General features: G+C 72.8%; 11 protein-coding genes and 4 pseudogenes. 9 read left to right on the top strand and 6 right to left on the bottom strand.

Going from position 1 to position 14,178, the window contains the following annotated elements:
- The 3 genes and pseudogenes from ACWCO3_RS20415 to ACWCO3_RS20405 all read right to left on the bottom strand — a co-directional run.
- Positions 1–200, bottom strand: a pseudogene (locus tag ACWCO3_RS20415) (hypothetical protein); the annotation flags it as partial.
- Between the two features lie 122 nt (positions 201–322).
- The gene (locus ACWCO3_RS20410) at positions 323–1,015 is read right to left on the bottom strand and encodes a S1 family peptidase (protein WP_244311975.1); all 693 of its coding nucleotides are present in this window, start codon (positions 1,013–1,015) and stop codon (positions 323–325) included.
- 18 nt (positions 1,016–1,033) lie between these two features.
- Positions 1,034–1,441, bottom strand: a pseudogene (locus ACWCO3_RS20405) (snapalysin family zinc-dependent metalloprotease); the annotation flags it as partial.
- 308 nt (positions 1,442–1,749) lie between these two features.
- Between ACWCO3_RS20405 and ACWCO3_RS20400 the strand changes: the two are divergent.
- Positions 1,750–2,313 (top strand): AMIN-like domain-containing (lipo)protein, encoded by a 564-nt coding sequence (locus tag ACWCO3_RS20400; RefSeq protein WP_358077835.1) that lies wholly within the window; start codon positions 1,750–1,752, stop codon positions 2,311–2,313.
- Positions 2,314–2,670: 357 nt separating this feature from the next.
- Entirely contained in the window at positions 2,671–5,838 is a 3,168-nt protein-coding gene (locus tag ACWCO3_RS20395) for a BTAD domain-containing putative transcriptional regulator (protein WP_358052904.1), read from the top strand.
- Between the two features lie 72 nt (positions 5,839–5,910).
- Here the strand turns inward: ACWCO3_RS20395 and ACWCO3_RS20390 are convergent, their stop codons facing one another.
- Positions 5,911–6,807, bottom strand: a complete 897-nt coding sequence (locus ACWCO3_RS20390; RefSeq protein ID WP_145782685.1) for a hypothetical protein — start codon at positions 6,805–6,807, stop codon at positions 5,911–5,913.
- Between the two features lie 190 nt (positions 6,808–6,997).
- On the opposite strand from ACWCO3_RS20390, the gene ACWCO3_RS20385 reads away from it, so the two are divergent.
- Complete coding sequence (locus ACWCO3_RS20385) at positions 6,998–7,510, top strand: hypothetical protein (protein ID WP_357932866.1); 513 nt, start codon at positions 6,998–7,000, stop codon at positions 7,508–7,510.
- Between the two features lie 129 nt (positions 7,511–7,639).
- On the opposite strand, the gene ACWCO3_RS20380 is transcribed toward ACWCO3_RS20385, so the two are convergent.
- A complete protein-coding gene (locus ACWCO3_RS20380) occupies positions 7,640–7,978 on the bottom strand; it encodes an L-rhamnose mutarotase (protein WP_244311735.1) in 339 nt (112 codons plus the stop codon).
- 166 nt (positions 7,979–8,144) lie between these two features.
- Here ACWCO3_RS20380 and ACWCO3_RS20375 point away from each other — a divergent pair, with 166 nt between their 5' ends.
- From ACWCO3_RS20375 to ACWCO3_RS20350, 6 genes and pseudogenes are all read left to right on the top strand, one after another.
- A complete protein-coding gene (locus tag ACWCO3_RS20375; protein ID WP_145782690.1) occupies positions 8,145–8,825 on the top strand; it encodes a response regulator transcription factor in 681 nt (226 codons plus the stop codon).
- Between the two features lie 14 nt (positions 8,826–8,839).
- Positions 8,840–10,222 (top strand): ATP-binding protein, encoded by a 1,383-nt coding sequence (locus ACWCO3_RS20370; RefSeq protein WP_450011465.1) that lies wholly within the window; start codon positions 8,840–8,842, stop codon positions 10,220–10,222.
- Positions 10,219–11,115, top strand: coding sequence for a Gmad2 immunoglobulin-like domain-containing protein (locus ACWCO3_RS20365; protein ID WP_423435662.1), 897 nt, complete (start codon positions 10,219–10,221; stop codon positions 11,113–11,115). The genes ACWCO3_RS20370 and ACWCO3_RS20365 overlap by 4 nt, the downstream gene beginning before the upstream one ends.
- A 141-nt stretch (positions 11,116–11,256) precedes the next feature.
- The gene (locus tag ACWCO3_RS20360; RefSeq protein WP_145782695.1) at positions 11,257–11,886 is read left to right on the top strand and encodes a TetR/AcrR family transcriptional regulator; all 630 of its coding nucleotides are present in this window, start codon (positions 11,257–11,259) and stop codon (positions 11,884–11,886) included.
- 34 nt (positions 11,887–11,920) lie between these two features.
- The gene (locus ACWCO3_RS20355; protein WP_145782697.1) at positions 11,921–13,414 is read left to right on the top strand and encodes an MFS transporter; all 1,494 of its coding nucleotides are present in this window, start codon (positions 11,921–11,923) and stop codon (positions 13,412–13,414) included.
- A gap of 110 nt (positions 13,415–13,524) precedes the next feature.
- Positions 13,525–14,034 (top strand): annotated as a pseudogene (locus ACWCO3_RS20350) (maleylpyruvate isomerase N-terminal domain-containing protein); the annotation flags it as partial.
- Positions 14,035–14,082: 48 nt separating this feature from the next.
- Here the strand turns inward: ACWCO3_RS20350 and ACWCO3_RS20345 are convergent.
- Positions 14,083–14,178, bottom strand: a pseudogene (locus ACWCO3_RS20345) (DUF6458 family protein); the annotation flags it as partial.

Raw genomic sequence — 14,178 nt, 5'->3', positions numbered from 1 at the left:
CTGGGCCGGGGGGTGGCCGACGGCGGGCCGGGCGTGGGCGGCGGGGCCGGGGTGACACTCGGCGGGCGGTCGCCGTCCAGCAGGTCGTCGACGATCCGGCCGACACCGCCGAGGAGTTCGCCGACCGGGCCAGGGGTGGCCGACGGCGACGGCGTGGGCGCGAGGGCGAGGGTCAGCACGAGGGCGAAGACGGCAGGCACGACGGCCACCTCCGGTGTGTCGATGTGCCAGGCACCGTACCGCAGTGTGGGAACGGGTGGGTGGCCCTGCCACGCCGGAGGCGGAGACGTGTCGCGTCCCCCGCCTCCGGTGTCTCCCGTGGTCAGACCGGCAGGCCGCCGACCTGGGTCGAGATCCACGATCGGATCGAGGGCAGGTCGACGTAGATGGACGGGCCGGTGGCGCAGGTGGAGTTGTTGTTGCCGGCCCGGCTGGTCGCGCCGATCAGGTTCCACACCCCGTTGACGCGGCGCACCTGCGGACCGCCGGAGTCGCCGTAGCAGGCGCCGGAGTTGCCGTTGGTGTTGTTGGTGCAGATCTCGTACGGGCCGTTGATGCCGGAGCACCGGCTGTCGGCCACGATGGACGTGTCCAGCTCGTTGGCGACCGTCGGAGCGGAGCCGCAGCCCCGGGGTGCGCAGGTCTGGCCCCAACCGATGATCCGGGTGGCCGTGCCGACCGCGCCGGACGTGCTCGGGATCGGGGCCGGGGCGTACGTGACGGAGCTGGCCAGTTGCAGCAGCTTCACGTCGACGCTCGGGTGGTTGACCGCGCGGGTCACCCGCACCACCGTGCCGCCGCTGCTGCGGTTGATGCTGCCCACCCGCACCGAGGACGGCGTCGAGCAGTGCTTGGCGGTGACCGCCCAGTTGCCCTTGATCAGGGTGCCGGTGCAGCCGGAGACGTACACCATGAAGGGGTAGTTCTCCGAGGCCGGACGGCCGCCGACCACCAGCGGCTCGACGTCGGAGGAGGTGCCGTCCCAGGTGTACGTGGTGCTGGCCGGCGCGGCCAGGCTACCGGCGAACAGCGAGTTCACCCGGCTCGCCTCGGTCGAGCTGGGGTTCGCGTTGCGGCAGGACACCGGGGCGCTGCTGCCGGACATCAGGTCGGAGCAGAGGCCGGTACGCCGGTCCGGCAGGCCCAGGATGTGACCGAGTTCGTGGGCGGCGATGCGGTTGCGGTCGTAGCCCTGGTTGACGGCCGTGCGACCCATCCAGATCCGCCCCGAGCCGAGGCCGGTCGGCTGCGCCCGGGGCCAGCCGTCGTCGACGTAGATGGTGATGCTGGCCGGCGTGCCGGCCAACAGCCGGACGTTGCTGACCCGGCTGTTCCAGATCTGCGCGGCCTGGTCGAAGTTGGTGCGGAACTCGCCGGTCCGGCTCGCGTCGTAGTAGACGGTGCGGACGGCGGCGGCCGGTGCGCCGGTGGTGAGCTGCACCCCGGCTGCCGCCAGGGTCGCCGCGAGCATGGCCAGCGCCACACGTCGCAGTTGTCGTCGGAACATCACGCACTCCCCTGCGGTCGTCCGGTGACCAACGGCCACCAGTCATTGAGATGTGTCGATGCTAGGCCGTGAGTGGTCGGCGACTGTCATAGCGGAAGCGTCATACCGGCGCTGGCGACGGCTGTTACCCAGCGGTTACACCGCAGCGAAGCGCCCGTGCCGAGACGGGACGACGGTGGCGACAGAGGGCCACCGGCACCGTCGCCGCGACGTGACCCCGAGGATCGAACGGAGGGACCACGATGAGGATCAGGAGCGCACTGACCGCGGTGGCGGTCGTCCTCGCCGGACTCGTCGCCGGCGTGGGCAGCAGCAGCGCGGCAGGCAGCAGCAGCGCGGCGGCCTACTGCGGGATCACCTGGGGCAGCGCGGAGAAGTCGGCCGGCACGCTGAGCGACGCCCCGTTGACCGAGGTACGGACCGGCCGGCACGACTGCTACGACCGGGTCGTGTTCGAGTTCGCCGGGCCGGTCGACGGTTACGCCATCGGCTACGGCGAGACCTGGACCGAGGGCGAGGGGTTGGCGTTGTCGCCGTACACCGCCGGGGGCGCGCTGCTGCGGGTCTCGCTGCGGGCCCCGGCGTACGACGACGCGCACCAGGGCACCGTGCCCTACGCGGTCGGTGAGCACGTCGCGAACCTGCTGCGCTACCCGACGGTGCGGGACGTCGTCTTCGGCGGCAGCTTCGAGGGCTACAGCACCTTCGCGGTGGGTGTTCGGGCGCGGTTGCCGTTCCGCGTGCTCGTGCTCACCGGACCGGGCACCCACAGCCGGATCGTGCTCGACGTCGCGCACCAGTGGTGACCTGCCGACGCGGTGACGTCCACGGGTAGCGCGATGGGGAGCCCACAGATCGTCGGGCCACCAGTGCGGATCCAGGCTCTTGCGGTGGCTTTGCGGGCAGCGTCCGTAGCCAGTGCTGGACACGTTCCAGTGGTGGCGGCAGGTCGTCGACCACGGAGAGCCACCACAGGTCGTCCACGGCGCTGCAGCGCCCTGGCCAGCAGATACGCGGTCACGCGTGGTGCAACACGCCTGCGCGTCCAGGATCGGGTACGCGACCAACAAGGGTCTTGCCTCACCCGAGGCCGCCGGTGAACCTTAATCCACGGACACCGATCTGGTCGTCCGGGTTGGCGCGGCACGGTCGGGAGGAGCGCGGTGCACCCGTTACGGGCAGGTCGTCAGCGGGGAGTCTGCTGCGTGGTGGCCGCCGCCGGTTACGGCAAGACCACCGCGCTGCGCCGCTGGTTCCCCCTTGCCGGTGCCCGCTGGCGCCGAGGGGACGAGGGACCCGTACGCCAACTCGTCGCCGACGCCGTCGCGGCCGGCGACCGCGTGGTCGTGGTCGACGACCTGCCGCCGACCTCGGCGGAGCATCTGCACCTCCTGCTACAGGAGGTCGGGCGCTGGACGGACGACGTCACAGTCGTCCTCGCCTCGCGGTGGCCGATGTCGGTGCCGGCCACCCGCCTGCTCGGCAGCGGTCTCTGGACCGAGCTGGGCCCCGCCGACCTGGCGCTCTCTCCGGAACGGGTCGCCGACCTGATCGCCGAGGAGTACGGCCTCTCCACTCCGGAGCTCGCCGACCGGGTGCACGCGGCGACCGGCGGCTGGCCGGCGCTCGTCCATCTGTCCGCTGAGACCCTACGGCTGGGCGGGGTGCCGACCGGGCCGCTCGCCCCGATCCTCAGCGAGCCCGATGGGCCGATCGCGCGGTACGTCGCCGACGAGGTGCTCGCCGCGCTGCCAGCGGAGGCGAGCCGGCTGCTCCGCCAGGTCGGTACGCTGACGCCGGTGAACGTGGGGTTGTGCCGTGCGCTCGGCCACCGCGGCGCCGCGCGCATTGTCGACGGGCTGCGTCGCACTGGTCTGCTGACCCGGCCGGCCTGGGCGGCGGCCGGTCCGGGCGCACCGACGCCGGAGGAGCACCTCGTGCCGATCGTCGTCGAGACCGCCCGGCACGGGCACCGAGCGCCGACCGCCGACCGGGTCCGCAACACGGCCGTCGCCGCAGCAGCCTGGTACGACGAGCACGGACCGCCGGTCGCCGCCGCCCGCGAGTACCTGCGCGCCGGGGACCACGCGGCGGGCGCCCGGGTGCTCGACGCGCACGGCGATCGGATGATCGCAGCGGGTCGCTCTTCCGCGGTGATCGAGCTGGTCCGCATGCTGCCGGAACGGCACCGCAGCCGGCGGCTGCGCCTTCTGCTCGGCGACGCATTGCGCACCCTCGGCGACCTGGGCGCGGCCACCCACGAGTACGACGCCGTCGCCGCGGAGTCCTGGGACGCCGGCCTGGCCTGGCGGATGGGTCGGATCCACTACCAGCGGGGTGACGCCCGGGCGGCCCTGGCGATCCTCGGCCAGCCACTCGACCGGGCCGCCCCGCCCGCCGATCAGGCGCTACTGCTCGCCTGGACCGCACACGCACACCTGCTGGCCGGCGACACCGAGGCCGCCATCGACTACGCGTGGCAGGCGCTCGCCGGCGCGACCAGCGCCGGGCAGGACGACGTACTGGCCACGACCCACCTCAGCGTCGCCCTGTGCCTCAGTGTCGCCGGCGACAGCGCGGGCAGCGAGGAGCACTTCGCCCTGGCACTGCCGATCGCGGAACGCACCGGTGACGTCCTGCTGCTCACCCGGATCCACACCAACCGTACGCACCAGTTCCTGCGTACCGGCCGCTTCGCCGAGGCGCTGACGATGGCCGAGCGGTCGGCCCGGTATGCCGCACTGGCCGGCGCACCCAGTCTGCGCGCCATCGCCACCAGCAATGAGGCGGAAGCGCTGGCGATGCTCGGTCGGTACGACGAGGCGGTGCAGCGGTACCAGGCAGCGCTGGCGTTCTACCAGCAGAAAGGCTCCCGCCGGTTCATCCACGCGCTGCTCGGACTGGGTGAGCTGTACCGCCGGCGAGGCTGGCGCGAGCAGGCGCGCGCCGCCTACGAGGAGACGATCCGGGTCACCGAGGAGACCGGCAACGCGCATGTCCTGGTGGCCGCGCTCGCCGGGCTGGCGCTGGTGCGACTCGACGACGATGTGCCGGCAGCGGCGCAGCACGCCGACCGGGCCGCCCGGGGCGTCGCGGACGAGATCGTCGTGCCGGCACTGCTGGCCCAGGGCTGGGTGGCGCTCCGGATGGCCGCGCCCGACCGGGCCACCACGCTCGCTGGCGAGGCGGCCCGCATCGCGCGCGTTCAGGGCGACCTGGCCGGGTTGGCCGACGCGCTCGAACTGCGGGCTGCCGCCGAGCAGGACCTCGGGCGGGCCCGCGAGGCGCTGCGCGAGGCGTGCGTGATCTGGACTCGGGCCGGTGCGGCGGTCGAGGCGGCCAGGCTGCTGGTCGTACTCGGGCGGTTGCCCGGGGCTGACATCGACGATCGGCTGGCCGGCCTTCTCGCGGGCGAGCAGGTCGCTCTCGCCGGCGCCCTGGTGGATCGGACGGCGAGCAGTTCCGGCGGCTGGGCGCCCGGCACCGGGCCGATCTATCAGCGCGTCGTGATCCGGGCCCTCGGCCGGTTCGAGGTGCACCTCGACGGCCACCCGGTGCCGGCTTCGCAGTGGCAGTCCCGCAAGGCGCGTGACCTGGTACGGATCCTCGTCGCGCGACGCGGCCGCCCGGTGCCGCGGGGCGAGCTGTGCGAACTACTGTGGCCGGACGACGACCCGGATCGCACCGGGCACCGGCTGTCGGTCCTGCTCTCGATCGTCCGCGGGGTGTTCGACCCGACGAAGACGTTCGCCCCCGACCACTTCCTCGTCGCCGATCATGCCTGCATCGCGCTCGACGTCAGCCGGTTGCGGGTGGACGTCGAGGAGTTCCTCGCGCACGTCGCGCACGCGCGTCGCCTGGTGGAGCGGGGGGCGCTGGCGGAGGGGCGGACGGTGCTGCTGGCCGCCGACCGGCTGTACCGTGCCGACGCGTTCGAGGACGAGCCGTACGCCGATTGGTCCGGTCCGTTGCGCGAGGAGGCGCGGGCGGCGTACCTCGGCCTGCTGCGCATGCTGGCCCAGGTCAGCCGAGCCACGGCGGGCCCGGCGGCTGCGGTGACGTACCTGTTGCGGCTGCTGGAACGGGATCCGTACGACCAGCCGGCGCACCGGGCGTTGGTGCGCACGCTGGTCGCCGGCGGCCAGCACGGCGAGGCACGCCGGGCCCTCGCCCGGTACCGCGAAGCGATGTTCGCCATCGGAGTGCACCCGCCGGACGAGATCATCCTCGCGTCACCCCGGCCAGGCCGACAACCACAGGCCGCCGCTCGCCAGAGTCCACCGGCGGCCGGCAACGGCCGGCGGGATCCGGCGCCCGATCGCGGGCGTTGACCGGCGGGGACCCCTGCCGGCCGCCGGATTCCGGCGCCCAACCGAGGTCGCCGGCCCGCGAACGGCGACCGGTCAGTGGAAGACGGACGACTCCAGGGCGGATACGGTGAGCGAGCCTTCACCGTCCCCTTCGGCATCGTCCCGGGCGGCGGCCGCCCCGGGTAACTGGCTCGCCCGGACGGCCTCGGCGCCCGCCTGGCGGAGGTTTGCGCTGGGGACGAGCGCGCTGAGGAAGAAGTTGCCCTCGCCCGTCACGCGCGCGCCGACGCCGTACACGTGGGCGTTCGGGCCGGCATCGGGGGTGACGACCGTCTTCGGCCACGTGCCGTCGTGCCCGCTGGCGGCCTCGACGCGCACGCCGGGCGGCCCGGTCGGTTGAGTGGGCTCCTTGCAGACGCCGACGGCCGTGAGACTCGCCGGCTCGGCGGTGCCGCCGGCGTGCACCCGCACCGTCCGCAGCCCGGGGCCGAAGGCGACCTCGTCGACGTACGTCTGGTCCACCGGTCCTTCGGTGCGGAAACCGGTGCCGAACAACCGTGTGCTGCCCGGGCAGCTCACCTCCACCGTCGACGTCGATGCGACAGTGGCCGTCGCCCGCACCGGTGGGCTCGTGGACAAGTCGCACGTGGCATAGGCCACCACTGACCATGCGCTGACGTGTCCCGTCCGGGCTGTCGCGGTGACGGTCACCGAGGTCAGCTCCGCGTCGGGCTCCATCGCGGTCAGCACGACACCGCCATTTCCATTCACGATCCGAGCGCCCGCCGCGAAGACGGAGCTCGCCCCGGGGCAGGCCGCGGTGACGATCTTGGTCACGCTTCCGTCGCTGTCGCTGGCCTCCGCGACCCGTACCGGTGCGAACCCTCCCGCGAAGGCGGGCCGGTCCGGTGCGGCCGCTCCTGCTGCCACGCCCAGCGCGACGGCGACGGTGCCCGCCACCGTCCGTCGTGCGATGTCCACCGTGCGCATGTCGCTCCCTCGCTCTCGCCGGCCCACTGTGGCCGGGTATCACCATGGTCCGGGCGAACCTCAGGGTGGCGTCATGGTGTGCCCGCGCCGAGTCGCGACCCGGAGCGGATCGTGACGTGACCCTGAGGTCCCTGCCGAGACTCGATGTCAGACGCCGCGCAGTGGTCGCGGCGCGATCGAGGAGGAAGACATGCGGATCAGCAGAACGGCGACCCGGCTCCTGGCGGTGCCCTTGGTGGTATGCGCACTCGGGCTGATCGGGGCGAGCCCGGCGCAGGCTGCGGTGCAGCGGACCGACCGGTTCTCCATCACCGAGCAGCACTTCGACTTCGGCGACGGCGACCTGGGCAACATCTCCGGGGATCCCAAGGCTGACGGCCGGCTGGAGTGGGATCTCGTCAACGGCACCTGGGCGCCTCGGCTGCTCGGGCGCATCTACATCAACAACGCGTCCGGCGAGTGCGTCCGGGTGCAGATGGTCGTCACCTACCAGAACGGCGTGGTGGTGACCTACACCGACAACGCGTCGGACTTCTGCGCCCCGAACGGGAGGACCTGGTACAGCGAGGTCGACTTCAGCCCGGTCAGCTCGACCTACGTGGCGAACGTCGTCGTCAGGCTGCAGAGCGCACCGGCGGGCGGGTGGTCCTTTGCGACCGAGGGAGCGTCGGCGCCGTACTTCGCGCCGTGGTGGCTGCCCTAGGCGTATCAGGTCACGGGGTGGCTCGGTAGTCACGACCAGGTATCGATGAGGGGCCCCTGCTCCGGCGAAGCCGTCAGGCAGGGGCTCCCCTACCGTCCGACCGGCGAGAGCCGGCCGAGAAGCCCGGCGTCAGGCCTGGCCGGATGCCCCCGCGGCCGCGTCGTCGGTCAGGTGCCAGACCTCGCGCATCGGAGCCCACCAGTCCCCCGAGCCGGGCTCGGCGATCGACTCCTGACACGGGTCGGTCAGCTTCCACCACTCCTGCGTCTGCGGGTCGGCGGCGATGAACCGCAGGTCGGCGTCGTAGTCGTCACCGACGTACTCGTAGTAGCCGAAGAGCAGGTCGCCGTGGAGGAAGATGGTGTAGTTGCGGAAGTTGGCGTCGCGCAGCGTCTGCTCGACGCTCGGCCAGACCTCGGCGTGCAGCCGCAGGTAGGTTTCCCGCTGGTCCGGGCGGAGTCGGATCACGCAGCCATGACGTTGCACGTCGTGCCCTTTCGTGTGAGCTGATCGAGGGGTGCCGAAATCATCTGACCGTAGCGGTTGGACGGTGCTTCGCAGAGGGGCTGCCTGGTCTCTGGGATCAGCCGTTTCGGCAGGCTGCGCAGCGTGGCGACGGGTCTACCCTCAGGTGATGGAGGGCCGCGTGCTGGTGGTCGAGGACGACGCCTCCATCCGGGAGGTCACCGTCCTCGGGCTGCGCCGTGCCGGCTTCCGGGTCGACAGCGCCGTCGACGGGCGGCGGGCCCTGGCAGCCTGGCGGGCTCATCCCGTCGACCTGATCGTGCTCGACGTCATGCTGCCCGTTCTGGACGGCCTGGAGGTCTGCCGGGAGATCCGGCGGACCAGTCAGGTGCCGATCCTCATGCTGACCGCGCGCACCGACACCATCGACGTGGTGGTCGGGTTGGAGTGCGGCGCCGACGACTACCTCCGTAAGCCCTTCGACCTGCCCGAGCTGGTCGCCCGGGTCCGGTCCGTGCTACGTCGGGTGAGCGCGCCCGTCCCGTCGACGCTCATCGAGGTCGGCGGCCTGGAGATCGACCCCGGCGGCTTCGTGGTCCGCCGGCACGGCCGGGAGGTGGCGCTGACCACCACCGAGTTCCGCCTGTTGCTGGAGTTGGCCCGTCGACCCGGCCAGGTCTTCACCCGGGAGTTGCTGCTGCACCTGGTCTGGAACCACGACTTCCTGGGCGACTCCCGGCTCGTCGACGTGGCAGTGCAACGGCTCCGCGCCAAGGTCGAGGAGGACCCGGCGCGGCCACGACTGGTCCAGACCGTGCGCGGCGCCGGTTACAAGTTGTCGACGGGTTGACGGGAGGGACAGCGATGGCCGGACGCGCGGTGCCCCCGGGCCGCCTGCGGCGCCGGCTGACCATCGCGTTCATCCTGGTTGCCGGGGTCTCGGCCGGGCTGCTCGCCGGCGGGACCGGGCTGCTGCTGCGGCAGTCCTGGTGGGACGCGTCGCTGCGGGAGGCCACCGCCGACGCCCGCTACCAACTCGTCCTCGCCGGGCAGTTCCTCCCCCTGAGCGACCAGCGCAGCGCCGACCTGCTCACCAGCTTCGAGGCCAGCGGCCGGCACGTCGTGCTCGTCGACGGCCCGGCCCGCGCCTCGCACCCCGCGTACGCCCCGGAGCTGGGCACCGGGTTACGGGCCACGGTGGCGGGCGGGCAGCTCGGCTACCAGCGTTCCGCCCCGGCGCAGCGTCCCCGGCTGCTCGTGGTCGGTGGGCGCATCCCGGGCTCGACCGCCGAGTTGTACGTCCTCACCGTGGAGGACGACGTCGCCACCGACCTGGGTCAGCTGCGTACCGCCCTGGTGGCGGGCTGGGTGCTCGTGGTGCTGCTCGCCGCCGGGGTCGGTCACGCGCTGGCGCGGCGCACGTTGGAGCCGGTGGGCCGGGCCAGCCGGGCCGCCCGAGCGCTCACCGAGGGCCTGCTCGCCACCCGCCTGCCGGTGCGCGGGCGCGACGAGTTCAGCGTCTGGGCGGCGACGTTCAACGAGATGGCCGAGGCGCTGGAGTCGAAGATCGGGGCACTGTCGGCCGCGCAGGCCCGCGAGCGGCGGTTCACCGCCGATGTCGCGCACGAGTTGCGTACCCCGGTGACCTCGTTGGTGGCGGCGGCGTCGCTGCTGCGTGAGCACCTCGACCAGGTGCCCGACGACGCCCGGCCAGCCGCGCGGCTGTTGGTCGACGACGTGGTCCGGCTGCGCCGGCTGGTCGAGGACCTGATGGAGATCTCCCGACTGGACGCCGGACGGGAGCAGCTGGAGGTCGGGCCGGTCGACGGGTCGGCGCTGCTGCACGGGATCGTCGCCGCGCGCGGTTGGTCGGATCGGGTGCTGGTGGGCGGCGACGCCGTCACGCTGCGCACCGACCGGCGTCGGCTGGAACGGGTGCTGGCCAACCTGGTCGCCAACGCGGTCGAGCACGGCGGCGGGGAGATCCGGGCCACCGTCGTCGGGGCGGGCCCGCTGGTCGTCTTCGAGGTCACCGACCAGGGGCCGGGCATCCCGGTGGAGCACCTGTCCCTGGTGTTCGACCGTTTCCACCAGGTCGACGGGTCCCGCTCGGCGCCGGGCAGCGGGCTCGGGTTGGCCATCGCGCGGGAGCACGCCGCGCTGCTCGGCGGGGTGCTGACCGTCCGCAGTGGGCCCGACGCCGGTGCCTGTTTCCGGCTGGTGCTGCCGGCGGACGGTGCGGCGTGAGCCCGCGCGGTGTCGCCGGGGCGACGCTCGTCGCCGCACTGCTCGTGGGCGGGTGCGGTAGCCCGCGCTCCGGAGCGCTCGGCCCGGCGCCCACGGCAGCGCCGTCCGGTACGGCACCGGTGGTCGTCACGCCGTCCAGCGCCGCGGCCTCCGAGCGACCCGAGCCGACCCCGCCGACGGATCCACCGAAGCCGCCCTCGACCACGCCGTCGTCGCCGACGAGCACTCCCGCCGGGGGCACCGTGACAGTGGAGTTGTGGTTCGTCCGCGCCGAGCAGCTCGTACCGACCAGGCGGTCCCGGCCGGCCACCGTGGCCACGTCCCGGCTGGCGCTGACCGAGCTGGCCCGCGGCCCGACACCGGCGGAGGAAGCCGTCGGGCTGCGCACCCTCGTCCCGGCCGACGTCGAGGTCACCCGGATCACCGACGGCACGGCGACCCTGCGCGGCCCGTCCGGCGACAGTGCGGGACGGCGGCTCCGCGAGGCCCAGGTGGTGTGGACACTCACGCAGTTCCCCACCGTGCGCCGGGTCCGCCTCGACGGGGCGGACCCGGTCGACCGGGCGGACTACGCGGACCTGCTGCCGCCGATCGTGGTCACCGGGCCGACCGCCGGCGAACGCGTCACCGCCCCACTCGTCGTCACCGGGACCGCCGACGTGTTCGAGGCCACGGTGAGCGTCCGGGTGCTGGACTCCGCCGGCCGGGAGGTGGCCACCGGGTTCGGCACCGCCAGCTGCGGCAGCGGCTGCCGGGGCGGCTACCGGGTGCTGGTTGGCTGGCGCACGACCCGGGAGCAGAAGGGCACGATCGAGGTGTACGAGGTGTCCGCGCGCGACGGCTCACGGATCAACACGACGAGCGTGCCGGTGATCCTCGCACCGGCCGACTGACCAGCTCGTTCATCCGCCGGACCGCGCACGGAAACGCAATCGTTCCGCAGTCTGCGTGCGACGCAACTCACGAAAGCCTGCACGTTCGGGCAACCGCGAACTAGTGTCAGTACGACATCGTTTCGCGGGGGGTCGTCGGGGATGCTGGGTGGTCAGCAGGTGGGCACGAGCGCCGGGGTACCGGCGGCTCGTGTTCCGCGCTGCACCGACACCGACCTGTTCGCCGTGGTCATCGCCCTGCTGCGCGAGGTCGGCTACGACCGGCTGACGATCGACGCCGTCGCCGCTCGCGCCCACGTCAGCAAGGCCACCATCTACCGCCGCTGGGACGGCAAGGCCGAACTGGTCGTCGCCGCCCTGCGCGACCGGCAGGTGGGTGTGCACAACCCACCCGACACCGGCTCGCTGCGCGGCGACCTGATCGAGCTGCTGCGGGCCACTGTCGCGATCTGCGCGGCCGACTGCGACCTCATGCAGGCGTTGACCTTCGCCATGCGGACCAACCCCGAGCTGGAACGTCTGGTGCGCCACCAGGTGCTGCCGGCCGGGCGGGTGGCCAGCACCGCCATCCTGGTCCGCGCCGCCGCCCGGGGGGAGATTCCGCCGGAGGCCGGCGAACGGGAGTTGTTCCACGATCTGGCGCCCGCGCTCACCATGTCCCGCATCGTCGCGCACGGCCTACCCGCCGACGACGCGTTCCTCACCCAGGTCGTCGACCAGGTGCTGATCCCGGTACTCCGCTACCAGCACGACCGCCCGTCCCAGGCCTGATTCACCGACATCTCGCAACACGGAAGGCTTCACCATGCCCGGAACCACCTCGACCGCCCCCGGCGCGCCCGGCGCCGGGACGTCGACAGGCGCGCCGCACCCGCGGCGCTGGATCGCGTTGGCGGTCATCGCGGTCTCGCAACTGATGGTCGTCCTGGACGCCACCATCGTGAACATCGCGCTGCCGCAGGCCCAGGTCGACCTCGGCATCAGCGACGCGAACCGGCAGTGGGTCGTCACCGCGTACACGCTGGCGTTCGGCGGTCTGCTGCTGCTCGGCGGCCGGATCGCCGACTACTGGGGGCGCAAGCGCACCTTCCTGGTCGGTATGACCGGTTTCGCCCTCGCCTCCGCGCTGGGCGGCCTCGCCACCACAGGCGGCATGCTCTTCGCCGCCCGCGCACTGCAGGGCGCGTTCGGCGCGCTGCTCGCCCCGGCCGCGCTGGCACTGCTCACCGTCCTGTTCACCGAGGCCACCGAGCGGGCCAAGGCCTTCGCGGTGTACGGCGCGATCGCCGGCGGTGGGTCGGCGGTCGGTCTGCTGCTCGGCGGGGTCCTCACCGAGTACGCTGACTGGCGCTGGTGCCTGCTGGTCAACATCCCGGTCGCCGCGATCGCCATCGCCTTCGCGATCCCGCTGGTGCCGGAGAGCCGGGCGCACGGCAACACCCGCTACGACGTACCCGGCGCGATCGTGGTCACCGCCGGCCTGGTGTCCCTGGTCTACGGCTTCACCAAGGCCGCCGAGGACGGCTGGGACGCCACCGCGACGCTCGGCTTCATCGCCGCGGGTGTGGCGCTGCTCGCCGCCTTCGTGGTCATCGAGATGCGCTCCAGCCACCCGCTGCTGCCGCTGCGGATCATCCTCGACCGCAACCGGGGCGGGGCGTTCCTCACCTCGACGCTGATCGGTGCCGGCCTGTTCGGGGCGTTCCTCTTCCTGACCTTCTACTTCCAGGTGGTGCTGCAGTACAAGCCCCTCGAAGCCGGTCTGGCGTCGCTGCCGGTCACCGCAGGTGTGCTGATCGCCGCCGGTGGCGCGAGCCAGCTGATGCCGCGACTGGGTGCCAAGCCCCTGATGGTCGCCGGCTCGGCGCTCGCCGCCGTGGGCATGTTGGTGCTGACCCAGATCGACGTGAACACGTCGTTCCTCACCCACCTGCTGCCCGCCCAGGTCATCCTGGGCCTGGGGCTGGGCTTCACCTTCGTCCCGCTGTCCAGCCTGGCCCTGGTCGGGGTGCCGGAGCACGACGCCGGCGCGGCCAGCGCGACGCTCAACGCCACCCAGCAGATCGGTGGTTCGCTGGGCACCGCGCTGCTGAACACCCTCTACACCAGCGCTGTCGCCACCTACCTCGTCGGTCGGGCCCCGACCCCGGTCAACCAGGTCGAGGCGCTCGTGCAGGGCTACAGCGTGGCGTTCGCCTGGGGCGCGGTGCTGATCGTGCTCGCCGGTCTGGCCACGGTGTTCCTGGTGAAGGTGCGCAAGGAGGACATCCCGACCGGCAACACAGTGCACATGGGCTGAGCTGACCGACACGGCTGCTGGCCGGGCCGCCCCGACCCTTGGGGCGGCCCGGCCGGCGACCGCTTCCGGTAACGTCCCGACCATCGTCGAAAGTCCGTTTGAGGAGACCCATGTCCACCCCAGCTGACCAGATCATCACAGCTCTGCGCGCGGGCCACGAGGAGCTCGCCGCGCTCGTACGGGACCTCAAGGAAGACGACCTGCTCCGCCCGTCGGGGGCCAGCGAGTGGCAGGTGTCCCAGGTGCTGAGCCACCTGGGCAGCGGCGCCGAGATCAACCTGGCGGCGCTGGACGCCGCCCGCACCGGCGCGCCCGGCCCGGACGGGGACTTCAACCGTGGCGTCTGGGCCCGCTGGGACGCGATGTCCCCGGCCGAGCACACCGCCGGGTTCCTCGCCGCCAACGAGCGGCTGGTCCAGGCGTACGAGGCGTTGGACGCCGAGACGCGGGCGTCGCTGCGGATCGACCTCGGCTTCCTGCCGGAGCCGGTCGACGTGGCCACCGCGGGCCGTTTCCGGCTCAGCGAGTTCGCGCTGCACCAGTGGGACGCCGAGGTGGCGTTCAATACGTTCGCCGCGGTGACGCCGGGCGCGGTGGCGCTGCTGCTCGACCAGATCGGCGGCATGCTGTCCTGGACCAGCCGGCCGCAGGAGCTGGCCGGCCGGGAGGTCCACGATGAGGGTCCGGGCCCGCTTACGCCGGTCCTGCCAGAACCAGAGCGTGGTCAGCAGTACGGCCAGCCCGGCCAGGATGAAGACCCAGCC

The sequence above is a fragment of the Micromonospora sp. NPDC002411 genome (assembly GCF_053592955.1).
This window is presented reverse-complemented; position numbering and strand designations above follow the sequence as displayed.

What these genes read in the sequence shown, in the direction of transcription:
- ACWCO3_RS20385 (WP_357932866.1), top strand. Translation starts at nt 6,998, where the DNA reads ATGCGGATCAGCAGAACGGCGACCCGGCTCCTGGCGGTGCCCTTGGTG.
- ACWCO3_RS20400 (WP_358077835.1), top strand. Translation starts at nt 1,750, where the DNA reads ATGAGGATCAGGAGCGCACTGACCGCGGTGGCGGTCGTCCTCGCCGGA.
- ACWCO3_RS20370 (WP_450011465.1), top strand. Translation starts at nt 8,840, where the DNA reads ATGGCCGGACGCGCGGTGCCCCCGGGCCGCCTGCGGCGCCGGCTGACC.
- ACWCO3_RS20390 (WP_145782685.1), bottom strand. Translation starts at nt 6,807, where the DNA reads ATGCGCACGGTGGACATCGCACGACGGACGGTGGCGGGCACCGTCGCC.
- ACWCO3_RS20375 (WP_145782690.1), top strand. Translation starts at nt 8,145, where the DNA reads ATGGAGGGCCGCGTGCTGGTGGTCGAGGACGACGCCTCCATCCGGGAG.
- ACWCO3_RS20355 (WP_145782697.1), top strand. Translation starts at nt 11,921, where the DNA reads ATGCCCGGAACCACCTCGACCGCCCCCGGCGCGCCCGGCGCCGGGACG.
- ACWCO3_RS20360 (WP_145782695.1), top strand. Translation starts at nt 11,257, where the DNA reads ATGCTGGGTGGTCAGCAGGTGGGCACGAGCGCCGGGGTACCGGCGGCT.